This is a genomic window from Kaistia geumhonensis, assembly GCF_030815145.1.
Taxonomy (GTDB): domain Bacteria; phylum Pseudomonadota; class Alphaproteobacteria; order Rhizobiales; family Kaistiaceae; genus Kaistia; species Kaistia geumhonensis.
In genome coordinates this window covers 2,119,837-2,140,064 of sequence record NZ_JAUSWJ010000001.1, presented here as the reverse complement: position 1 = coordinate 2,140,064, position 20,228 = coordinate 2,119,837, and the positions used below count along the sequence as shown (strand labels likewise).

Annotated in this window: 21 protein-coding genes and 1 riboswitch; of the genes, 14 read left to right on the top strand and 7 right to left on the bottom strand. The window is 68.1% G+C overall.

Annotation, left to right across the window (positions count from 1 at the left end):
* Positions 1-151: 151 nt before the first annotated feature.
* Positions 152-733, bottom strand: a complete 582-nt coding sequence (locus tag QO015_RS10165) for a porin family protein (RefSeq protein WP_266279649.1) — start codon at positions 731-733, stop codon at positions 152-154.
* A gap of 160 nt (positions 734-893) precedes the next feature.
* A complete protein-coding gene (locus QO015_RS10160; RefSeq protein WP_266279650.1) occupies positions 894-2,087 on the bottom strand; it encodes an O-succinylhomoserine sulfhydrylase in 1,194 nt (397 codons plus the stop codon).
* 60 nt (positions 2,088-2,147) lie between these two features.
* Positions 2,148-2,227: riboswitch (SAM riboswitch) on the bottom strand.
* A gap of 102 nt (positions 2,228-2,329) precedes the next feature.
* Between QO015_RS10160 and QO015_RS10155 the strand changes: the two genes are divergently transcribed.
* Entirely contained in the window at positions 2,330-3,421 is a 1,092-nt protein-coding gene (locus tag QO015_RS10155; RefSeq protein WP_266279652.1) for a 2'-deoxycytidine 5'-triphosphate deaminase, read from the top strand.
* 4 nt (positions 3,422-3,425) lie between these two features.
* Here QO015_RS10155 and QO015_RS10150 read toward each other — a convergent pair whose 3' ends face one another.
* Entirely contained in the window at positions 3,426-4,214 is a 789-nt protein-coding gene (locus QO015_RS10150) for a 2-keto-4-pentenoate hydratase (RefSeq protein ID WP_266279653.1), read from the bottom strand.
* Between the two features lie 103 nt (positions 4,215-4,317).
* On the opposite strand from QO015_RS10150, the gene QO015_RS10145 reads away from it, so the two are divergent.
* The 3 genes from QO015_RS10145 (at position 4,318) to QO015_RS10135 (ending at position 7,306) form a co-directional block, all read left to right on the top strand.
* A complete protein-coding gene (locus QO015_RS10145; RefSeq protein ID WP_266279654.1) occupies positions 4,318-5,103 on the top strand; it encodes an SDR family oxidoreductase in 786 nt (261 codons plus the stop codon).
* 11 nt (positions 5,104-5,114) lie between these two features.
* Positions 5,115-6,380, top strand: coding sequence for a glycerate kinase type-2 family protein (locus QO015_RS10140; RefSeq protein ID WP_266279655.1), 1,266 nt, complete (start codon positions 5,115-5,117; stop codon positions 6,378-6,380).
* A 92-nt stretch (positions 6,381-6,472) separates the two neighbouring features.
* Positions 6,473-7,306 (top strand): YoaK family protein, encoded by an 834-nt coding sequence (locus QO015_RS10135; RefSeq protein WP_266279657.1) that lies wholly within the window; start codon positions 6,473-6,475, stop codon positions 7,304-7,306.
* Positions 7,307-7,313: 7 nt separating this feature from the next.
* Here QO015_RS10135 and QO015_RS10130 read toward each other — a convergent pair whose 3' ends face one another.
* On the bottom strand, positions 7,314-7,553 hold the full coding sequence (locus QO015_RS10130; protein ID WP_266279659.1) for a hypothetical protein: 240 nt from the start codon (positions 7,551-7,553) through the stop codon (positions 7,314-7,316).
* Positions 7,554-7,676: 123 nt separating this feature from the next.
* On the opposite strand from QO015_RS10130, the gene QO015_RS10125 reads away from it, so the two are divergent.
* Complete coding sequence (locus tag QO015_RS10125) at positions 7,677-8,930, top strand: LssY C-terminal domain-containing protein (protein ID WP_266279660.1); 1,254 nt, start codon at positions 7,677-7,679, stop codon at positions 8,928-8,930.
* Positions 8,931-8,939: 9 nt separating this feature from the next.
* Here the strand turns inward: QO015_RS10125 and QO015_RS10120 are convergent, their stop codons facing one another.
* On the bottom strand, positions 8,940-10,220 hold the full coding sequence (locus tag QO015_RS10120; protein ID WP_266279661.1) for an NAD(P)/FAD-dependent oxidoreductase: 1,281 nt from the start codon (positions 10,218-10,220) through the stop codon (positions 8,940-8,942).
* 191 nt (positions 10,221-10,411) lie between these two features.
* On the opposite strand from QO015_RS10120, the gene QO015_RS21785 reads away from it, so the two are divergent.
* The 7 genes from QO015_RS21785 to QO015_RS10080 all read left to right on the top strand — a co-directional run bounded on the left by QO015_RS21785 (position 10,412) and on the right by QO015_RS10080 (position 16,965).
* Positions 10,412-11,560, top strand: a complete 1,149-nt coding sequence (locus QO015_RS21785; protein ID WP_370877411.1) for an ABC transporter ATP-binding protein — start codon at positions 10,412-10,414, stop codon at positions 11,558-11,560.
* Complete coding sequence (locus QO015_RS10105) at positions 11,557-12,663, top strand: ABC transporter substrate-binding protein (RefSeq protein ID WP_266279663.1); 1,107 nt, start codon at positions 11,557-11,559, stop codon at positions 12,661-12,663. The genes QO015_RS21785 and QO015_RS10105 overlap by 4 nt, the downstream gene beginning before the upstream one ends.
* Positions 12,664-12,665: 2 nt before the next feature.
* On the top strand, positions 12,666-13,568 hold the full coding sequence (locus QO015_RS10100) for an ABC transporter permease (RefSeq protein ID WP_266279664.1): 903 nt from the start codon (positions 12,666-12,668) through the stop codon (positions 13,566-13,568).
* Entirely contained in the window at positions 13,565-14,392 is an 828-nt protein-coding gene (locus QO015_RS10095) for an ABC transporter permease (RefSeq protein WP_266279665.1), read from the top strand. Before QO015_RS10100 ends, QO015_RS10095 begins: the two co-directional genes overlap by 4 nt.
* 12 nt (positions 14,393-14,404) lie before the next feature.
* On the top strand, positions 14,405-15,526 hold the full coding sequence (locus QO015_RS10090; protein ID WP_266279667.1) for a pyridoxal-phosphate-dependent aminotransferase family protein: 1,122 nt from the start codon (positions 14,405-14,407) through the stop codon (positions 15,524-15,526).
* Positions 15,527-15,530: 4 nt separating this feature from the next.
* Entirely contained in the window at positions 15,531-16,709 is a 1,179-nt protein-coding gene (locus QO015_RS10085; RefSeq protein WP_266279668.1) for a M24 family metallopeptidase, read from the top strand.
* A 61-nt stretch (positions 16,710-16,770) separates the two neighbouring features.
* Complete coding sequence (locus QO015_RS10080) at positions 16,771-16,965, top strand: hypothetical protein (RefSeq protein WP_266279670.1); 195 nt, start codon at positions 16,771-16,773, stop codon at positions 16,963-16,965.
* A 75-nt stretch (positions 16,966-17,040) separates the two neighbouring features.
* Here the strand turns inward: QO015_RS10080 and QO015_RS10075 are convergent, their stop codons facing one another.
* Positions 17,041-18,420: a pyridoxal phosphate-dependent decarboxylase family protein gene (locus tag QO015_RS10075; RefSeq protein ID WP_266279672.1), complete on the bottom strand. Its 1,380-nt coding sequence runs from the start codon at positions 18,418-18,420 to the stop codon at positions 17,041-17,043.
* Between the two features lie 31 nt (positions 18,421-18,451).
* On the opposite strand from QO015_RS10075, the gene QO015_RS10070 reads away from it, so the two are divergent.
* Positions 18,452-18,616, top strand: coding sequence for a hypothetical protein (locus tag QO015_RS10070; RefSeq protein WP_266279673.1), 165 nt, complete (start codon positions 18,452-18,454; stop codon positions 18,614-18,616).
* On the opposite strand, the gene QO015_RS10065 is transcribed toward QO015_RS10070, so the two are convergent.
* Positions 18,610-18,831: a hypothetical protein gene (locus tag QO015_RS10065; RefSeq protein WP_266279675.1), complete on the bottom strand. Its 222-nt coding sequence runs from the start codon at positions 18,829-18,831 to the stop codon at positions 18,610-18,612. The two genes, QO015_RS10070 and QO015_RS10065, sit on opposite strands and share 7 nt — an antisense overlap.
* A 160-nt stretch (positions 18,832-18,991) precedes the next feature.
* On the opposite strand from QO015_RS10065, the gene QO015_RS10060 reads away from it, so the two are divergent.
* Positions 18,992-20,224 (top strand): amidohydrolase family protein, encoded by a 1,233-nt coding sequence (locus QO015_RS10060; protein WP_266279676.1) that lies wholly within the window; start codon positions 18,992-18,994, stop codon positions 20,222-20,224.
* Positions 20,225-20,228: the final 4 nt, after the last annotated feature.

The following is a 20,228-nucleotide window of genomic DNA, read 5'->3' as shown; positions in this document are numbered from 1 at the left end:
GTCAGCATTCACTTTCGCGTAACTAGCGTTACCCGCCGCGCGTGGCCATGGCGCAATTCAGCGCATGGGTTCCGGCCGCAGGGCTGATCAGAAGCTACCGTCGCCGGCCGGTCCCACATTGATCCCGATCAAGCATCGCGCGCGGCGAATGTCAGAGGGACTGCCTGATGCCGAAAGCGAGGCTCATCGTATCGGGATGCATGCCCTCGCCGGTGTCCTTCCAGCTGTAGCCGGCAGAGCCGTAGAGGCTTGTTCCGCTGGCCAGCTTGTAGCTGAAGCCACTCCCGATCTCGGGCGTGATCCACGTGTAGTCGAAGGCGTTGCGGTATCGCAGCGACAGCGCGTTGAAGGTCCAGTGCTCGTCGAGCCTGATCGCGGCGTCGGCGTAGAGGGCGTAGTAGAAGGCCGAGCTGTTGCCATTGGCGCCGAACCCTGTTCCGCCCCAGGTGTCACCGAGCAGCACCGACGGGGTGAAGCTGAAGCGGCCGAAATCGAAGCTGTAGCCGAGGTTCGCCTCGACATAATACTGGTCGTCCTTGTCGGGACGCAGGTCCGCCTCCAGATTGCCCCCGACGAAGACGCCGTGGCCGAAGCTCCGCGTCACATAGATCGAGAGCGAGCTGTCGTCGTAGGTGCCGGCGGTGTGGCTGCTCGTCGTCGCGGCATAGAAGGACGGGCTGGCCTCGATGCCGAAGACTGTCGCGCCGTCAGCAATCCTTCCGCTGGGTCTCACGACGGTGCCGAGTTCGTCGGCATGCGCCCCGCAGGCCGGTAGCAGAACGATCGCGATAAGGAGAGACGCTTTCCTGATGGTGGCCCCCGCCGGTGTTTGCGAGAGCCCCATCATATTGCGGGGAGACGAAAAGGTCATGTCCAGCCGCCGGCCTCTCGCCTCAGGCCTTGTCAAGCGCCTGCGTCAGGTCCTCGATCAGGTCGTCCGGATCCTCGAGGCCGATCGAAAGCCGCAGCATCCCCTGCGTGATGCCGAAGCCGAGCCTCTGCTCCTCGGAGAGGCGCTGGTGCGTCGTCGTCGAGGGATGGGTGATGAGGCTCTTCGCATCGCCGAGATTGTTGGAGATCTTGACGATATCGAGCGCCCCCGCGACGCGGAACGCCGCCTCCTTGCCGCCCTCGACCTCGAAGGCGATCAGCGTCGAGCCACCCTTCATCTGCCGCGCGATGACCGCCGCCTGCGGATGGTCGGGCCGGCCGGGATAGATGAGCTTCGAGACCTTGGGATGCGTCGCGATGGCGTCGGCGACGCGCGCCGCCGTCGCCGTCTGGCGCTGTACGCGGATTTCCAGCGTCTCCAGCCCCTTCAGCAGCACCCAGGCGTTGAAGGGCGAAAGGCTCGGCCCGGTCTGGCGCAGGAAATTGTGCAGGTGATCGGTGACATAGGCTTCATCGGCCGAAAGGATGATACCGCCGAGCACGCGGCCCTGGCCGTCGATATGCTTGGTCGCCGAATAGACGACGACGTCGGCGCCGAGTTCGATCGGCGATTGCAGGATGGCGGTGGCGAAGACGTTGTCGACGATGAGCCTCGCACCCGCCGCATGCGCGATCTCGGCGACGGCCGCGATGTCGATCACCTCCAGCGTCGGATTGGTCGGGCTTTCCAGGAAGAAGGCCCTGGTGTTCGGCCGGACCGCGTTGCGCCACTGGTCGAGATCGGTGCCGTCGACCAGCGTCGACGCGACGCCGAAGCGCGGCAGGAGATCCTCGACGACATAGAGGCAGGACGAGAACAGCGCCTTGGCGGCGACGACATGATCGCCCGCCTTCAGCATCGAGACCAGCGAGGCGGTGACGGCGGCCATGCCGCTCGCGGTGGCCCGCGCCGCCGCGGCGCCTTCGAGGAGGCGCATCCGCTCCTCGAACATGAAGACGGTCGGATTGGAGAAGCGCGAATAGATGAAGCCGGGGGATTCACCCTTGAACCGCGCCTCGGCCGCCTCGGCGTCGTCATAGGCGAAGCCCTGCGTCAGGAACATCGCCTCCGACATCTCGCCGAACTGCGAGCGGAGCGTTCCGCCATGCACGAGTTCGGTGGCGGGGCGGCGGCGGGGCTTGGGCGTGTCCGACATGAGAAGATCCCGATACGATAAACCCGACCTCACGGCCGGGCGCAAAAGATCGGGTGCGGGGGCGACCCGCGTCCGACCTTTTAGCGACCTTGTTTAACGTGGCGGCAAGCCGGTCGGCTCAAAGGACCACGTGGATGAGCCTTGATAGAACCCGCCGGGCGGCCCGTCAATGGAACTTGGCGCGCGGCGGCTCGTCCGCTAAGGAACGGGCAGCGCCCGCTTGGGCCGCAGGCGGGACGGGCATGACGGTGGACATCGAACGCGGCATCCTTTCGGACAGGCAGATCCGCGCCGCCTATGACGGCGGCTGGATCCGCGCGGAGACGCCCTTCGATCACGACCAGGTCCAGCCGGCGAGCCTCGACCTGCGCCTCGGCACCGTCGCCTACCGCGTCCGCGCCAGCTTCCTGCCGGGTCCCGCCACCACCGTTGCCGAGCGCATCGGCGCGCTGCGGCTGCACGAGATCGACCTCACCCAGGGCGCGGTGCTGGAGACGGGCTGCGTCTATATCGTGCCGCTGCTCGAAGCCCTCGATCTGCCGCCGACCATCGAGGCCTCGGCCAATCCGAAATCCTCGACCGGCCGGCTCGACATCTTCACCCGCCTCATCACCGACCGGGCGCGCGCCTTCGACACCATCCCGGCCGGCTATCGCGGACCGCTCTACCTCGAAGTCTCGCCGCGCACCTTCCCGATCCTCGCCCGCACCGGCTCGCGCCTGTCGCAGATCCGCTTCCGTCGTGGCGACACGCGGCTGTCCGACGAGCTCCTGCGCGAGCTTCATCGCAGCGCGCCGCTCGCCGACGACGAGGCGGCGATCGCCAACGGCCTGCTGCTGTCGATCGATCTCGAAGGCCGCGACGCCATCGTCGGCTACCGTGCGAAGCGCCATACCGACGTCATCGATGTCGACCAGCGCGCAGCGCTCGACGTGCTCGATTTCTGGGAGCCGATCGCCCGGCGCGGCCGTGCCGAGCTGATCCTCGACCCGGACCAGTTCTACATCCTCGTCTCGCGCGAGGCGGTGCATGTGCCGCCGGATCACGCCGCCGAGATGGTCGCCTTCGATCCGCTCGTCGGCGAATTCCGCGTCCACTATGCCGGCTTCTTCGATCCCGGTTTCGGCCACTCGGCCGCCGGCGGCGCCGGCAGCCGCGCGGTGCTCGAGGTGCGCAGCCACGAGGTTCCCTTCATCCTCGAGCATGGCCAGACCGTTGGCCGTCTCGTCTACGAGACGATGTCGGAGCGCCCGGCAGTGCTCTACGGCGCCGGCCTCGGCTCCAACTACCAGGCGCAGGGCCTGAAGCTCTCCAAGCATTTCCGCGCGCCCTGAGGCCTCAAGCCTCCACCCGCAAGGTCACTTCGCCCAATCCCTCGATGGCGATCCGCGCGTGGTCACCGGCTTTCAGCCAGCGCGTCTCGACAAGGCTTCCGGTGAGCACGGTCTCGCCGGCCTCGAGCCGGCGGTCCAGCGTCGCGAGATGGCTCGCCAGCCAGCGGACGGCTTCGAAGGGGTGGCCAAGGACGTCGGCGCCGCTGCCGCGGCCGACCTCGCCGCCGTTGACGAACGTGACGCCGGTGCTCGCGGCGAGGTCTCCGAGTTCGGCCGCCGCGACCTCGGGGCCAATCACATGGCCGGCGGCAAAGAAATCGTCGGCGACCAGCGTCGGCGCGCCAAGGCTGCGCCAGTCGTCATAGCGGTCGTCGACGATCTCGATCGCCGCCGCCGCTCCTCCCACGGCCGCAGCGACGTCGTCCCGCGAGAGCGGAGCGCCGCGCGCATCGAGCGGCGCCGCGAGGCGGATCGCGATCTCGCATTCGACGCCGATGCGGCGGAAGTCGCCCGCGCGCAGCACCGCCGGCGACCGGTGGCGCGTCCCCTCGAAAAGACCGGCGGCGCAGGGTTCGCCGATACCGAGATAGGCCTGCATCACTGCCGTGGTGCAGCCGATCTTCCAGCCGACACGGCGGCCGAAGCGCGAGGAGGCGAGCAGCCCGTGGACGCTGTCGCGGATCGCCGCCGCGTCGGCGGTGTCCCGGGGGCGCAAGGCTGCCGGCAGCGCAGTCACGACCGCGCCGGCGATCCGACGATCCGCGAGAACAGCGGCCGCCCGCTCCCGATCCATGGCCGCGCGCCCTTTCCCTTTCCGGCTCCGCCGGCTTGCTCTTGCCGGATCGCGTGGTCCATGCTCCTAAGGCGGACGAAGCGATCCGGGGAGGGTGATCTTCATGTATGTCGGCGTCGAGGGGAAGGTGCTGCTGGTGACGGGCGGCACGCAGGGCGTCGGTCGCGCGATCGCGATGGAAGCGGCGCGATCCGGCGCGGAAGGCGTCATGATCACCGGCCGCAATATCAGGCGCGGCGCGGAGGCCGCGGAAGAACTTGAGGCGCTCGGCGTCGAGGCCGGTTTCGTCGACGCGGCGCTCGACGATCCGGATGCGCCCGCCTCGATCGTCCAGGCGACGCTCGATCGCTTCGGCCGGCTCGATTCGCTGGTCAACGCCGCAGCGCTCACCGATCGCGGCTCCGTCGCCGAGGCGGATATCGATTTCTTCGACCGCATGTTCGCGGTGAACACGCGCGCGCCGGCGATGCTGATGCAGGAGCTGATCCGGCATCTCAAGGGCCGCCGCGCCCATGGCTCGATCGTGAACATCCTCTCGGTCAATGTGCATGGCGGCACGCCGGATCTCGGGATCTATGCCGCCAGCAAGTCGGCGCTGGCGACGCTGACCAAGAACGCCGCCTATACTCATCGCTTCGACCGGGTGCGGATCAACGGCATCCTGCTCGGCTGGGCCGATACGCCCGGCGAGCGCGAGATGCAGGCGGTCCGGCTCGGCAAGGGCGAAGGCTGGCTCGCCGAGGCCGAGGCAGGGCAGCCCTGGGGCCGCCTCATCAAGCCGGAGGATGTCGCCCGCCTGGCGCTGTTCCTCTTGAGCGACATGTCGATCCCCATGACCGGATCGCTGATCGACCAGGAACAGAGCTACGTGCTCGGCGTCCGCGACTGAGCCCTTCCGCCATGCCGCATCATTCCGAACTCGACGATCACGGCGTCCTCGCCGCGCTGTTCAATGCCGCGCTCGGCGCGGCGCTGCCGGACGGCCGCTTCGACGCCCACCTGCCGGAGCCGCCGAAGGGCAGGACCATCGTGCTCGGCGGCGGCAAGGGCGCGGCGCGCATGGCCGCCGCCTTCGAGCGTGCCTGGATCGCGGCGGGCCATGCCCCTCCGGAAGGGCTCGTCGTCACGCGCTACGGCCACCTGGAGCCGACCCGCTTCGTCGAGGTCGTCGAGGCGTCGCATCCGGTGCCGGACGCGGCCGGTGTCGTGGCTTCGGAGCGGATCCTCGCAATGGCCCGCGAGGCGGGCCCGGACGATCTCGTCGTGTTCCTGATGTCTGGCGGCGCCTCGGCGTTGATGGCGTTGCCGGCTGCCGGGGTCACGCTGGCCGACAAGCAGGCGATCAACCGCGCGCTGTTGAAGAGCGGCGCGCCGATCGGCGCCATGAACCGCGTGCGCAAGTCGCTCTCCGCCATCAAGGGCGGCCGCCTTGCGGCCGCGGCGGCGCCGGCGCGCACGATCACTTTTCTCATCTCCGACGTGCCGGGCGACGATCCGGGCGCCATCGGCTCCGGGCCGACCATTCCCGAGACCTCCGACGCCGAGGGCGCGCTGGCGATCCTCGCCGAATACGGGATCGCGATCGAGCCGCGCATCGCCGACGCCATCCGGGCGAACCAGGTTTCGGCAGGCGCCGGCGGACCGGTCGTCATGCTTGCGACGCCGAAAATGGCGCTGGATGCGGCGGCCGACGCGGCACGCGGCATGGGCCTCGTGCCGCTGGTGCTCGGCGACGCGATCGAGGGCGAGGCGCGCGAGGTGGCGCGGGTGCTCGGCGCCATGGCGCTCTATGCGGCGGCGCATGGCGAGCCCGTGGCGCGGCCGGGCGTGATCCTTTCCGGCGGCGAGACCACGGTGACGGTGCGCGGCAAGGGTCGTGGCGGCCGCAATGCCGAGTTCCTGCTGGCGCTGGCGACGGTGATCGGCGGGGTGGCGGGCGTTGCCGCCATCGCCTGCGACACGGACGGCATCGACGGCTCGGAGGACAATGCAGGGGCGTGGTTCTCGTCTTCCATTATCGCCGAGGCGCGGGCCGCCGGCCTCGATCCGGCCGCTCATCTCGCCGACAATGACGGCTATGGGTTCTTCTCGCGCCTCGGCAGCCTCGTGGTGACCGGCCCGACGCGGACGAATGTCAACGATTTCCGGGCTATCTTGGTCCGCTGACGCCAATCCCGGCGACAGGCCTTGCTGCTGAAAGACTTGGCGATCCGCGCCGCGGGTCGTATGACAGGGAAAGTTTCCCGGACTTCCGGTCCATGACCGAACTTCTCACCCATCGCGACGGCCGCCGCTTCGGCCGAAGCTACCGCCATGCAGTGCGCCGGATCGTCGCCGCCGAACGCGACGGCACGACCGATGCGCAGCTCGGCCTCGTGCTGACCTTCGTCGCCGGAGCGGTGAACGCGGGCGGTTTCTTCTATGTCGGGCAGTACACGTCGCACATGTCGGGCATCGTCGCGGCGATCGCCGATCACGTCGTGCTCGGCCTCGGCTCCCTCGTGATGATCGGCATCGGCGCGCTCGCCGCCTTCACCTTCGGCGCCGCGGTTTCGGCGATCCTGATCAACTGGGGGCGCCGCCATTACGTCAGCACGCAATATGTGCTGCCGATCGCGCTCGAGTCCGCTCTGCTGCTGGTGTTCGGCGTGCTGGTGGGGCCGACACTGCCGACGGCACTGATCCAGCCGCTCGCCATCCCTCTGCTCTGCTTCATCATGGGCCTGCAGAACGCGACGGTGACCAAGATCTCCGGCGCGCGCATCCGCACCACGCATGTCACGGGCATGGTCACCGATTTCGGCATCGAGATCGGCAAGTTCGCCTATGAGCTGGTGCTGCGCTTCCGGCCCGCTTCCGATGGGCCTGCCATAGCAGCCGATCGCCCGAAGCTCGCGCTGCTCGGCTCGCTGCTCGGCGCTTTCGTCGCCGGCGGCATCACGGGAGCGCTCGGCTTCAGCCGCATCGGCCCCGTTTTCGCCGTCGTCATGGCGCTGGTGCTGGCGGCGCTCGTTGCGCCGTCGCTCGGCGATATCATGCGCCACCGCCGGCTGCTCGCCCGCAGGCGGCAGCGGCGGCTGCACCGCGATTGAACGTTCGTCAGCGCTCGTCCTCGTCTTCGTCGTCGTCCATGCCCTCGCGCTCGATGACGGGCCTCGCCTCGCTCATCGGGCGTCCGTCGGTGTCGACCAGCGAATCGAGGAATTTCGCATTAGCGCGTTCGTCGACCGGCGGCACGACAGGATAGCGCGGCGGCTCGCCAGCCTGCTTTTCGGTGACATCGTAGCGGGCGGCGTTCATCAGCGGCCCCTTCGCGGGGATGGTGTCGTCTCGAGCCATGCTGGCCTCCTTGGCTGGAATCGGTACTCCGCCTGAAAACGCACCGCGCCGGGAGCCGTTCCCGCCCGATTGACGCCGCGCCCGCGCGGCGCTCTCATCGGCCGATCCTCGGGGGGACGCGACATGACCATCGGCCGAACCATCCTCGCCCTCGCGGCGGCTGCGCTGAGCGCCTTGCCCGGCCTCGCCGCGGCGGAGCCGTTCGACAAGACGCTGCTCGGCGCGCCGCAGAGCGCGTCCAAGGGCGACATCACGGTCAGCGTCGCCGTTCCCGGCGCGAAGGAAGTGGAAGGCATCTTCGGCCTGCCGATGATCGAGAAGGGTATCCAGCCCGTCCATATCGAGATCGCCAACAAGGGGTCGACGCCGCTCTGGTACATGCCCATCACCACCGACGAGACCTACTTCTCGCCGGCCGAGGTCGCCTATCGCTTCCATGACCGGCTCGAGCCCGACAGGAGCGTCGAGAACGCCAAGCGGGTCGAGGACATGGCGATCCGCATGAGCGTCGCGCCCGGGGCAACGGTGTCGGGCTTCGTCTTCACCCATCTCGAGACCGGGCTGAAATTCGTCACGGTCGGCATGCTGAACGGGGGCAACGAGGTCGACTTCCGCTTCATCGTGCCGGTACCCGGCCCCGCCTATGCGGCGCCGCCGCTCGATACGGTCGGCTTCCTCGCGCGGCAGACGCCCGAGGAGGTCGATCTGCCCACCCTCAGGGCGCGGATCGAGGCGCTGCCCTGCTGCACCACCGACGCTTCCGGCAGCCGCAACGGCGATCCGCTCAACCTCGTCGTCATCGGTCCCGGCATCGACACGATCTTTCCATTTGTCGATCGCGGCTGGCACCTGACCGAGCCGCTCGACATCCACAGCGCCGTCGACACCGCCAAGTCGTTCCTCGTCGGCACGCAGTACGAAACCTCGCCGGTGAGCCCGCTCTATCTGTTCGGCCGCCAGCAGGACATCGCGCTCCAGAAGGCGCGCGGTTCGATCAACGAGCGCAACCATATGCGCTTCTGGCTGACGCCGCTCACCTATCAGGGGCTCAAGGTCTGGGTGGGCCAGATCAGCCGCGACATCGGCGTCGAGCTCACCGACAAGTCCTGGTACCTCACGACCCACAAGATCGGGCCCGAGGTCGATTTCGACCGCGACTATGTGCTCCAGGACATGCTGAAGGCCGGCGCGGTCGCGCATTTCGGCTATGCGAAGGGCGTCGGCGTCTCGACCGACGCTGATCCGCGCGTCAATCTCACCAACGATCCCTATGTCACCGACGGCCTCAGGCTGGTGCTGATGCTGACCGACGATGGCGGCCTCGTCACCGGGGCGGATTCCCTCGAATGGGAGAAGCTGCCGCTGCCGGCCGAGTGAGGCGAGAGCCTAGAGGATGTCGTCTTCGACGGGGTCCTTCTGCTGCGTGATGAGCCGGGCGCCACGCTGGTTGCGAAGATAGATCCACAGCCAGCTGAGCGCGACCATCACGCGGTTGCGGACGCCGATCAGGAAATAGACATGCGCGAGGCCCCAGATCCACCAGGCCAGCGCACCCTTCAGCGCGATCCAGCCGAAATCGACCACCGCGAGCCGCTTGCCGATCGTCGCGAGGCTGCCGTCATGGCGGTAGCGGAAGGGCGGCGGCGCCGCTCGCCCCTTGAGGCGGGCCCGGATGACCGAGGCGACATAGCGCCCCTGTTGCTTCGCCGCCGGCGCGATACCGGGGACCGGCGACCCGTCCGGTCCGGCGATCGTCACCGTGTCGCCGATCGCGAAGATGTTGGCGTGGCCCGGCACCGTCAGGTCGGGTTCGACACGGACCCGGCCCGCCTTGTCGGCCGGCGCGCCCAGCCATGATGCGGCGGGCGAGGCCTGAACGCCGGCCGCCCAGATGATATTGCCCGCAGCGAGCCGCTCGCCGCCATAGACGACGCCGTCGGAATCGCACAGCGTCACCGCCTCGCCGAGGACGAGCTCGACGCCGAGCTTCTCGAGGGCCGCGCGCGCATAGTCGGAGAGCGCAGGACGAAACGCGGGGAGGAGGCGCGGCCCTGCCTCGATGAGGACGATCCGCGTCTCGGTGGTGTCGATATGACGGAAGTCGTGCTTGAGCGTGTCCCGCGCCAACTCGGCGACCGCGCCGGCGATCTCCACGCCCGTCGGACCGCCGCCGACGATGGCGAAGGTGAGCAGCGCCCGCTGGCGGATCGGATCGGGCTCGGCCTCGGCGCGCTCGAAGGCGGTGAGGATGCGTCGACGGAGCGTTGTGGCGTCCTCGAGCGTCTTCAGCGCCGGCGCATAGGGCTCCCATTCGTCATGGCCGAAATAGGAGTGCCGTGCTCCGGTCGCGACGACCAGGATGTCATAGGGCACCGGCTCGCAGTCCTCGGCGATGACGCAGCGCCGCTCGGTGTCGATGCCGGTGACGCGGCCCATCAGCACCGTGACCTCGGGGCGACGTCGGAAGAGGTAGCGGATCGGCCAGGCGATGTCGGACGTCGTGAGCGAAGCGGTCGCCACCTGGTAGAGCAGGGGCTGGAAGAGATGATGGTTGCGCGTGTCGATGATCGTGATGTCGACGCCGTCCTGAGGCAGCGAGCGGACCACTTCCAGCCCGCCGAAGCCGCCACCGGTCACGACGATGCGCGTCCGTCCTTCCCCCACCATCCAGTTCGTCCCTTCGTCCTACGGCGCGCCGCCCGCTTGCAGCATCGCATGTCGCCAAAGACAATGGGGGCATTTCCATGTTCCGCGAAAGCGGATTTGCGGAACAAACATCCTCGCGGCGACGCGGCGTCTGGCTTATTGAGAATTGTATCCCCGCATGGACGGCCTGCCCGTCCGAGAGAGACGCCGCCGTGCCTCCCGCAGCGAACCCCGCCGTCGCCCTCGACGCCGTGAGCAAGAGCTATGACGGACGTCGTGTCGTCTCGGATGTCTCCCTATCCGTCGCGCGCGGCGATTTCCTCGCCATTCTCGGGCCATCCGGCAGCGGCAAGACGACGGTGATGCGCCTCATCGGCGGTTTCGAGACGCCGGACTCGGGGCGCATCCTCATTGACGGCGAGGACGTGACCTCGCTGCCGCCGGAGCGTCGGCGGGTCAACACCGTGTTCCAGAGCTATGCGCTGTTCCCGCATCTCTCCGTGCTCGACAATGTCGCGTATGGCCCGCGCATGCAGGGCCTCTCGCGCGCTGAGCGGCGCAACAAGGCTGGCGCCATGCTCGATCTCGTGCGCCTTTCCGATGCCGCGGCGCTGAAGCCGCACCAGCTTTCGGGCGGCATGCAGCAGCGCGTCGCGCTCGCCCGCGCGCTCGCCGCCGATCCGGCGGTGCTGCTGCTCGACGAGCCGCTCGCCGCGCTCGACCGCAAGCTTCGCGACGAGATGCAGCGCGAGCTCCGCCGCGTGCAGAGCGAGCTTGGCGCCACCTTCATCTATGTAACGCATGACCAGGAGGAGGCCTTCGGCATGGCCGATCGCCTCGCGGTCATGCGCGAGGGGCGCTTCGTGCAGGAAGGGCCGCCCGCCGAGGTCTATGACCGGCCGGCCGATGCCTGGGTGGCGCTCTTCGTCGGCAGCGCCAATACGGTCCCGGCGCGCTTCGTCCGGTCCGGGCAGCCGGGTGCCTTCGACTCGGCGCATGGTCCGATCGCCGCCGGCTTCGCCGATGCCGCGCTGAAGCCGGGCGATGCGGCTCTCGTCGTCGTGCGGCCGGAGGCGACACGCTTCCTGCCGGCAGGCGAGGGCGCAGCCGGGCCGAACCGCATCGCGGCGCGTCTCGTCGACAGCGTCGCCATCGGCCCGTCGCTGCGCCTGCGCGCCGTCGCCGAGGGCGGCGGCGATTTTGAATCGATCATCGCGCGGTCGACCGCCGCGACGCCGGCCCTGGTGCCGGGCGATCCCGTTCTCGTGACCTTCGATGCCGAAGCCGCCCGTGCCTATCGGGACGAAAACCGGGTGTCGAGACCCATGGCTGAACCAGACGTGAAAGGACTGAGAGGATGACAGTCGATCCGAAGTTCCGCGGCCGTCCAAGCCGGCGCTCCGTTCTCGCGCTGCTCGGCGCGGCGCCGGCAGGGCTCGCCCTCGCCACGACCCTGCCGGGCGGCAGCGCCCGTGCGGCCGGCGGCGAGCTCAACATCTATTCCTGGCCCGACTATTTCTCGACAGCCAATCTCGAGGGCTATGCCAGGAAGTCGGGCGTCACGCCGAACATCGCCACCTACGATTCCAACGAGACGATGTTCGCGAAGCTGAACAGCCCGGCCGGGGCCGGCTTCGACCTCGTGATCCCCTCGTCGAGCTGGATCAGGCAACTGGCCGACAAGGGGCTGTTGCAGGAGCTCGACCATTCGAAGCTGAACCTTGCCTCGCTCGACCAGGACCTGCTGAACCGCGACTACGACCCCGGCAACAAATACTCCATTCCGAAGGACTGGGGCCTGCTCGGCGTCGTCTACGACCCGGAGGCGGTCGGCGGCGAGATCGTCACCTGGGACGATTTCTTCAAGGCCTTCGACAAGCCCGGCGTTACCGGCAAGATCCGCCTCTCCGATACCGGCTGGGAGACGATCGGCCCGCAGCTCTGGCTGGAAGGCAAGGACTGGAACACGGCGACCAATGACGAGATTCGCGCCGCCGGCGAGAAGGTCAAGGCGCTGGCGAAGCATGTGAAGTCGTTCTCCGGCCTCGACCCGAACGCGGTTGCGAATGGCGCAATCACGCTGGCGCAGACCAACAACGGCACCGCGCGCGCCATCATCGGGCTCAATCCGAAGCTGAAATGGGTGGTGCCGGGTCCGTTCAGCGAGCTCTGGGTCGACAACTACGCGATCCCCAAGGACGCGCCGAACCTCGATCAGGCCTATGACTTCCTCGCCTATCAGCTTCAGCCGGAAGTCCAGCTCGCCGAGACGCAATATGTCGGCTTCCCGGCGGCGCTGGCCGGCCTCAAGGAGAAGCTCCCCGCCGACACCAAGAACATCGACCTGATCTTCGGCGGCAAGGACCTCGACTTCAAGAAGCTGACCTCGTTCGTCGTCAATCCGGAGACGATCGGCACCTATCTCCAGGTGCAGACCGAGATCCAGGCGGCGGCCGGCGGCTGAGCGTGGCGACGCGTGCACCAGAGCACTCGGGATCTCCCGGCGGCCGCGCCGCCGGGGGGCTGCCGGCATCCGCCGCCGACCACGTGCTGGCGGCGGTGCCGACCCTCTGGCTCGCGGTGTTCTTCCTCGCGCCGCTCGGCTTCACCGTCGTCTTCTCGTTCGGCCGCTCGACCTTCGGCGGTGTCGAACTCGCGTTCACGCTCGACAACTACCGCACGGCGCTCAGCGGATTCTACGGCGCCACATTCCTGCGCACGGTTGTCTTCGCCGTGACGGCCTCTGCGCTCTGCCTCGCCGCGGCCTATCCGGTCGCCTATTTCATCGCGCGGCATACGGCGAAGCGGCGCCTGCTCGCCGTGCTGCTCATCCTCATTCCCTATTTCTCGAGCTTCCTCATCCGCGTGATGGCGCTGCACATGCTGATGTCGCGCGGGGGCGCGACGGAGATCGTGCTCAACGCGCTGCATCTGCATGAAGGGCCGCTCGACCTTCTCGATACGCAGACCGCCGTCTTCATCGGCATGGTCTATGCCTATCTGCCCATCGCCATCGTGCCGCTCTTCGTCGTGCTCGACCGCATCCCGCGACCGCTGATCGAGGCGAGCCGCGATCTCGGCGCCTCGCGCTTCTCGACCTTCCTCCATGTGACGCTGCCGCTCTCGCGCCCCGGCATCGCCACGGCGGTGCTGCTGACGGCGGTGCCGATGCTGGGCGAGATGGTGATTCCCAGGCTGCTCGGCGGCAGCCGCGGCGTCCTGATGGGGCAGGCGATCTCCTCGCAATATCTGCAATCGCAGAACTATCCGCTCGGATCGGCCATGGCGGTGCTGGTGCTTGTCGCGGTGGCGATCATGGTCGTGGCGCTCGCCCGCCTCACCAAGGGCTTCGACGAGGTCGGCGTATGAGCGCCGCCCTGCGCCGGCGCCTGCCGGAGACAGCGCTCGCCGCGTGGTATGTCGTGGCCGTGATCTTCCTGTTCGCGCCGATCCTCGCCGCGCTGGTCTATTCCTTCAATGTCGGCGTCGTGAACAAGCAGACGGCCACCTGGACCGGCTTCACGCTCGACTGGTTTCCGGCCGCCTGGAACGATCGCTCGCTGCGCCGCGCGGTCGGGCAGAGCTTCGTCGTCGCCTTCTGGACCGCGCTCGTCTCGGTCGGCGTCGGCGGCGCGCTCGGCTATGCGATGGTGCGCCATCCCGCGCGCGGTGTCCGCCGGCTTCTCGCCGGCGTCACCTATGTGCTGCTGATCGTGCCGGAATCGGTGATCGGCGTTTCGCTGCTGCTCTTCTATGCCGTGACGCGCATCCCGCTCTCGACCGCGACGCTCGTCGCTGGCATCACGCCGCTGACGATCGCCGTCGTCGCGCTCATTATCCGCGCCCGCGTGCTGACGCTCGACCGCCGGGTGGAGGAGGCGGCCGCCGATCTCGGTTCCTCGCGCTGGCAGACGCTTCGCTTCGTGATCCTGCCTCAGGTCGCCCCCGCGCTCGCTGCAGGCGCGGTGATGGCCTACACCTTCGCCTTCGACAATCTCGTCGTCTCAGCCTTCCTGACGACGCCGCGCGTCAACACGCTGCCGGTCTATCTCTATGGCAGCCTGCAATACGGCCCCTCGCCGGCGGTCTATGCTGCGGCTTCGGTCGTCTTCGTCTTCACGCTCCTGATGCTCGGCATCGCCGGGCTGATTGTCCGCTCCAGCCGGCGGCCTCCCCGCGCCGGCGCGCGATGAGGTTCGCCGCACGTGACCAATCCCTCCGCCAGCCACGACATCTTCGATCCGCTGCTCGACGTTCCGCCCGTCGCCGCGAACGCCTATGGGCGGCTCGCCGACTGCGTGAAGCGCCTGTTCGATACGACGTCCGACATCCTCTTCGTGCAGGCCGAGGCGCTGCTTGCACTGGAGGCGGCGGCGGCGAGCCTCGCGCGGCCCGGCCTCGCGGCGGTCAATGTCGTCACCAGCCCCTATGGCGCCTATTTCGGCGCCTGGCTGAGGCGCGGGGGCGCGGCGGTCACCGATGTCGTCGCGGAGCCGGGCCAGCCGGCCGAGGCTGCGGCCGTCGCGGCCGCGATCACTGAGCTGGGCAAGGTCGACCTCGTCGCTGTCGTCCATGCCGAGGCCGCGAACGGGTCTCTCAATCCTCTGGACGAGGTGGCATCGCTTGCCCGCGAGGCCGGCGCCCTGCTGGTGGTCGATGCGGTCGCCTCGGCGGGCGGCCATCCGCTCGATATCGACGCGCTCGGCATCGATCTCTGCGTGCTGGGGCCGCAAAAGGCGCTTGGCGGTCCGACGGGCCTGTCGATGGTCGCCGTCAGCCAGCGCGCCTTCTCGGCGATGGCGGATGCGGCGAGGCCGGCGCCCTCGCTGCTGTCGCTGCTCGATATCAAGGAAGCCTGGCTCGATCGCGGGCGCGGCGCACTGCCCGGCACGCCGCCGCCGCTCGAGTTCCGTGCACTCGGCGCGGCGCTCGACCGTCTCGAGGCGGAGGGCCTGCCGGCCCGCATCGCCCGGCACCAGAGGGCGGCGCGCGCCAGCCGCGCCGGCCTGAGGGCCCTCGGCGTCGCGCCCTGGATCGCCGACGACGGGCGCGCCTCGGCCCTCGTCACCGCTGCCCCGGTCCCGGAGGGCATCGCCGCCGACGACCTCATCGACGCCGCCGCGCGGTTTGGCGTTTCGCTCGGCCGCGGCTTCGGCGATATCGAGCATCGGCTGGTGCGCTTCGACCATACCGGCGTCCGCGCCGCCTTCCCGCCGGTGCTCGCCAATGTCGTCGCCTATGGCGCGGCGCTCGAAGAGCTCGGGCAAAGGGTCGATCTCGGCGCGGCCGCAGCTGCCGTCACGGCTGCCTGGCAGAAGGAGGGCTGACGCGATGTTCTCACTCGCCGAAGCGCAGCGCTTCATGGCCGCCGAGGGCATCGACGGCTGGCTGATGCATGACTATCGCGGCTCTAACCTCTTCTTCTGGCAGGTGCTGGGCGTCTCGCGCACGCCAACGCGCCGCGCGATGCTGGTGGTGCCGCGCTCCGGCGCGCCGGTGCTGCTGATCCACACCGTCGACCAGTTCTTCTTCCACGATGTCGCGATCGAGAAGCGGATCTATCGCGGCTGGGAGGAGATGCGGGCGCTGCTCCGCCAACTGCTCGTCGGGGCGAAGCGGCTCGCGACCGAGTATTCGGACGAGGGCGCCGTGCCGAACGCCGCCTTCGTCGATGCCGGCACGATCGAGCTGCTGCGGAGCTGGGGCCACGTGATCGTAACCTCGGCCGATCTCTTCCAGGTCTCGGCAGCGGCCTGGGACGATCATGCGATCGCGAGCCACAAGGACGCCTGCCTGCTGGTCTCCGGCATCAAGGACGCGGCCTTCGACCAGGTGCGCAGCGCCGTCCGCGCCGGACGAACGATCAGCGAATATGCGTTGCAGCGCTTCATCCTTTCCGAGTTCGAACGGCTCGGGCTCGAGACCGAAGGGCAGCCGGTTGTCCAGGCCAACGCACATTCGGGCATCGTCAGCTACGAGCCGAAGGCGGAAGGATCAGCCGCGATCGGGGCCGGCGACTGGCTGCTGATCGATTTCTGGGCGCGCCATCCCGGCGAGCCCAACGTCTATGCCGACATCGCCTGGGGCGGCTTCGCGGGGAGCGTGGTGCCACAGAAGCTGCAGGATGTGTTCGATCTCGTCCGCCGCGCCCGCGACGCGGCGCTGGACGCCATCCGCCTCGCCTTCGAGCGCGGCGAGACATTGATGGGCTACGAGGTCGACGACATAGCGCGCGGCATCATCGCCGCAGCCGGCCATCGCGACGCATTCCATCACCGTACCGGCCACAGCATGGGCCCGGGCAAGAGGCTGCATGCGCTCGGCGTCAATCTCGACAATCTGGAAACGCACGACACGCGCCGCATCCTGCCGCGCACCGGCTTCTCGATCGAGCCGGGCGTCTACCTGCCGGAATTCGGGGTGAGGCTGGAGATCAACGTCTTCGTCCATCCAACCGACGGACCAACCGTGACGACCCCGATTCAGGACCAGATCGTCGATCTTTCTTAACACTCCGTTCACCATCCCATGGTGAATCTGTCCGTGACGCGAGAGGGCACGGACGCATCCCATGCTTCGGAAGATCTATCTCACATCGGCGCTCGAACAACTGATGGCGCTCGGCGCCGTGCAGCGGCCGTCGCGGGCCCATTCGGTCCTGCGCGTGGTGATCAGCGACGGTGCAGCGGCACTGTCGGACGCCGACCGTCGCTTCTACGATCTCGAACTGGTGCCGCTCATCGAGCGAGCGACCGCGGCTTACTGACCGGGTTCGATCGTCGCCTTTCGCCCGCCTGCTCCGGCCATGCCGCGAGTGAGCGATGGTCCAGCTGCACTTCCCTCAGGCGTTCAGCTCGTCCGCGGCGGCAATCACTTCGACAATGATCTCGTCGACGTCCTCTCGCGTCGTCCGATGATTGACGAAGCAGGCGCGCAACGCGAAGCGGCCATTGATTGTGGCGTTGGAGAGATAGACCCGACCCCGAGCAATGACGCGCCTTAGGATCGCCTCGTTGTCCCTTGCGCGATGGCGGAAGCACACCGCGCTGAGCGGCACCGGCGCAAGCAACTCAAGCGCTGGATGCGACTGGACAGCTCTGGCGAGCAGCTGTGCATGCTGGAGGTCACGCGTGATCGCCTCCCGAAATGCATCGCGGCCGTGATACTGCAGCGACATCCAGAGCTTCAACGCTCGGAAGCGCCGCGTGAGCTCGATCGATTCATCGAAGAAGGCGAAGGACTCTTCCGGATCCTGATTGAGAATCCTGACGTAGTCGCCGCTGTACGAAAAGGCCTTCCGAGCAGCAGTACGCTCCCGGTGGAGCAGGCAACTGCAATCGATCGGCTGATAGAGCCACTTGTGCGCGTCGAGCGAGATCGAGTCGGCCAATGAAAGCCCCTCGAACTTCTCCGGCGCTGCAAGCGCGGCCAACACCCCGAACGCACCGTCGACATGCAGCCAGATTCCTTCCGCCCTGGCAATCTCGGCGAGATGCGGCAGTGGGTCGATCGCACCGGTGGCAACCGTTCCCACGCTCGCAACGATCGCCAGCGGCGTCCTCCCTTGGCGGCGGTCGAGAGCAATCGCATCCCGCAGCGCGTCGGTGCGCAATCGGAAATCTTCATCGACGGGAAGGAGCCGAAGGTTGTTTCGGCCCAGGCCCAGCAGCGAGACGGCCTTTGCGATCGACATGTGCGCCTGTTCGGACGCATAGACGACGCCGGGTCGTGCGCCGTCGTCATTGGCGGGCAACAGGCTCTCTCGCGCCATCGCGAGTCCCATCAGGTTGGCCGTGGAGCCGCCACCGCAGAGACTTCCCGCAAAGCCAGCGCATCCGACCGCCTCCGCGAGCCAGCCGACCACGACCCGCTCGATAGTGGCCGCGGCCGGTGCGGAACGCCATGACGTGCAGTTTTGGTTGAGGACGGAGGCGAGAAGATCGCCGATGGCGCCGACGGGCTCGCCGGACCCCGCAACATAGCCGAAGAAGCGGCCCGTGCACGGCCGGACATGCTCCGCTATGGCCGCGAACTCGTCCAGTATCGCAGGGCCCCTTCCTGCGCGCGCCCAAGGTCGATCGAAGAGGCGCGACGTTTGCGTGCCGCTTGTCGCTGGATAGGCCGGACGCCCATCCAACGAGGACCAATAGTTGGCGGCGAGCTTGGCCGCCTCGATCGCCAGCTTGGACAGGTCGCGATCAGAGATTTCCAGCGCGCGCATGTCGTCGCTCCACAGAGGCCCGGGAGTGAGCTTGTCGAGACAAGATAACGCAACGACGCGATCAGATCATCCGACGAGCTATGGCCCGTCACGCATCGTGATCAGCGAATGCGCAGCAGAGCTGACCGGCGCCGACTGTCGCTTCTACGATCTCGAGCTGGTGCCGCTCATCGAGAGAGCGACCGCGGCCTACTGACCCTTTTCCAGCCGGTCGCGCTTCTCGGTGAGGCGCTTCAGCTGCGCTTCCTGCTCGGCGATCCGGCGCGAGGAAAGGTCGTCGTCGGCCGCGCCGGAATAGGCCGCGGCCTGTTCCGTCAGTTCGATGATGTTGGCGCGGACATCGGCGATCTCGCGCTCGAGCGCCGCGATGTCGTCCGCGTTCGGGTTGGTCGTCTCTCGCTTGGGCGCCATGCGATCCTCCATGCCTCTGTTGCCGCGATGAGAGCACGGCAGGGCCTCCCCGTCCATCATACGGAAGTCAGTGTGAATTTCGGGCAGGCCGCGAAAGTTTGGGGCATCCGGATGGGCGCGGAATGAGGCTAGTCTTCCGCGTCCCGAAGCGGAGCCGCCGATGCCGTTCGATCTCATACTCGCCAATGCCCTCCTGCCCGATCTCGGCGACAAGCCGCTCGCCATCGCTGTTGCCGACGGACGCATCGCGGCGATCGGGCGCGAGGTGCCTGTCGCGGCGGTGGTCGAGGACGCCGGAGGGCGGCTCGTCCTCCCAGGCTTCGTAGAGAGCCACATCCATCTCGACAAGGCCTGTATCCTGGAGCGTTGCCGGGCCGAGGGCTCGCTCGCCGAGGCGATCGCGGAAGTCTCGCGGCTGAAGCACGATTTCAGCCAGGCCGACATCGCGGCGCGGGCCGAGCGGGTGCTGAGGATGGCGATCATGCAGGGCACCACGCGCATGCGCACCCACGCCGAAATCGACACGCGCATCGGGCTGCGCGGCTTCCATGCCTTGCAGCGACTGAAGCGCGACTATGCCTTTGCGATCGATCTCGAAATCTGTGTCTTCCCTCAGGAAGGGCTTACCAACGATCCCGGCGCCGAGGACCTTCTCGTCGCCGCCTGCGAGGCCGGCGCCGACCTCGTCGGCGGCTGTCCCTATACGGACAAGGACCCCGACGAGCAGATCGCGCGCATCTTCGCCATCGCCCGGCGCTTCGATCTCGATGTCGATTTCCATCTCGATTTCGACCTCGATCCCGGCTGGACGCATCTCGATGCCGTCATTGCCGCAACCGAGGCGAATGGCTGGCAGGGACGGGTTGCCGTCGGCCATGTGACGAAGCTCTCAGCCATGCCGCGCGAGCGCGTGATGGACTATGCGGCGAAGATGGCACGGGCCGGCGTCGCGCTCACCGTGCTGCCGGCGACCGATCTCTTCCTCATGGGGCGCGGGCAGGACCATCTGGTTCCGCGCGGCGTGGCGCCGGCCCATGTCCTCGCCGGCGCGGGCGTGACCTGCTCGCTCGCCACCAACAACGTCATGAACCCGTTCACGCCTTTCGGCGACGCCTCGCTGATGCGCATGGCCAATCTCTACGCCAATGCCGCGCAACTCGGCCGCCGCGCCGAACTCGCGCTCTGCCTCGACATGGTGACGTCGCAGCCGGCCCGGCTGATGCGGTGCGAGGGCTACGGCATCGCCGTCGGCAACGAGGCCGATCTCATCGTCGTCGATGCGCACGACCCGGCCGGCGCCGTGTCGGGGATCGCGCCGGTCGTGATGGGTTTCAAGCGCGGCGTGAAGACCTTCGAGCGCCCGCTGCCGAGGCTGCTGACGCCGGCGATCTGACCCC

What these genes read in the sequence shown, in the direction of transcription:
- QO015_RS10080 (WP_266279670.1), top strand. Translation starts at nt 16,771, where the DNA reads ATGCTTCGGAAGATCTATCTCACATCGGCGCTCGAACAACTGATGGCG.
- QO015_RS10150 (WP_266279653.1), bottom strand. Translation starts at nt 4,214, where the DNA reads ATGGATCGGGAGCGGGCGGCCGCTGTTCTCGCGGATCGTCGGATCGCC.
- QO015_RS10125 (WP_266279660.1), top strand. Translation starts at nt 7,677, where the DNA reads ATGACCATCGGCCGAACCATCCTCGCCCTCGCGGCGGCTGCGCTGAGC.
- QO015_RS10145 (WP_266279654.1), top strand. Translation starts at nt 4,318, where the DNA reads ATGTATGTCGGCGTCGAGGGGAAGGTGCTGCTGGTGACGGGCGGCACG.
- QO015_RS10135 (WP_266279657.1), top strand. Translation starts at nt 6,473, where the DNA reads ATGACCGAACTTCTCACCCATCGCGACGGCCGCCGCTTCGGCCGAAGC.
- QO015_RS10120 (WP_266279661.1), bottom strand. Translation starts at nt 10,220, where the DNA reads ATGGTGGGGGAAGGACGGACGCGCATCGTCGTGACCGGTGGCGGCTTC.
- QO015_RS10155 (WP_266279652.1), top strand. Translation starts at nt 2,330, where the DNA reads ATGACGGTGGACATCGAACGCGGCATCCTTTCGGACAGGCAGATCCGC.
- QO015_RS10105 (WP_266279663.1), top strand. Translation starts at nt 11,557, where the DNA reads ATGACAGTCGATCCGAAGTTCCGCGGCCGTCCAAGCCGGCGCTCCGTT.
- QO015_RS10130 (WP_266279659.1), bottom strand. Translation starts at nt 7,553, where the DNA reads ATGGCTCGAGACGACACCATCCCCGCGAAGGGGCCGCTGATGAACGCC.
- QO015_RS10140 (WP_266279655.1), top strand. Translation starts at nt 5,115, where the DNA reads ATGCCGCATCATTCCGAACTCGACGATCACGGCGTCCTCGCCGCGCTG.
- QO015_RS10160 (WP_266279650.1), bottom strand. Translation starts at nt 2,087, where the DNA reads ATGTCGGACACGCCCAAGCCCCGCCGCCGCCCCGCCACCGAACTCGTG.
- QO015_RS10065 (WP_266279675.1), bottom strand. Translation starts at nt 18,831, where the DNA reads ATGGCGCCCAAGCGAGAGACGACCAACCCGAACGCGGACGACATCGCG.
- QO015_RS10075 (WP_266279672.1), bottom strand. Translation starts at nt 18,420, where the DNA reads ATGCGCGCGCTGGAAATCTCTGATCGCGACCTGTCCAAGCTGGCGATC.
- QO015_RS10095 (WP_266279665.1), top strand. Translation starts at nt 13,565, where the DNA reads ATGAGCGCCGCCCTGCGCCGGCGCCTGCCGGAGACAGCGCTCGCCGCG.
- QO015_RS10085 (WP_266279668.1), top strand. Translation starts at nt 15,531, where the DNA reads ATGTTCTCACTCGCCGAAGCGCAGCGCTTCATGGCCGCCGAGGGCATC.
- QO015_RS10060 (WP_266279676.1), top strand. Translation starts at nt 18,992, where the DNA reads ATGCCGTTCGATCTCATACTCGCCAATGCCCTCCTGCCCGATCTCGGC.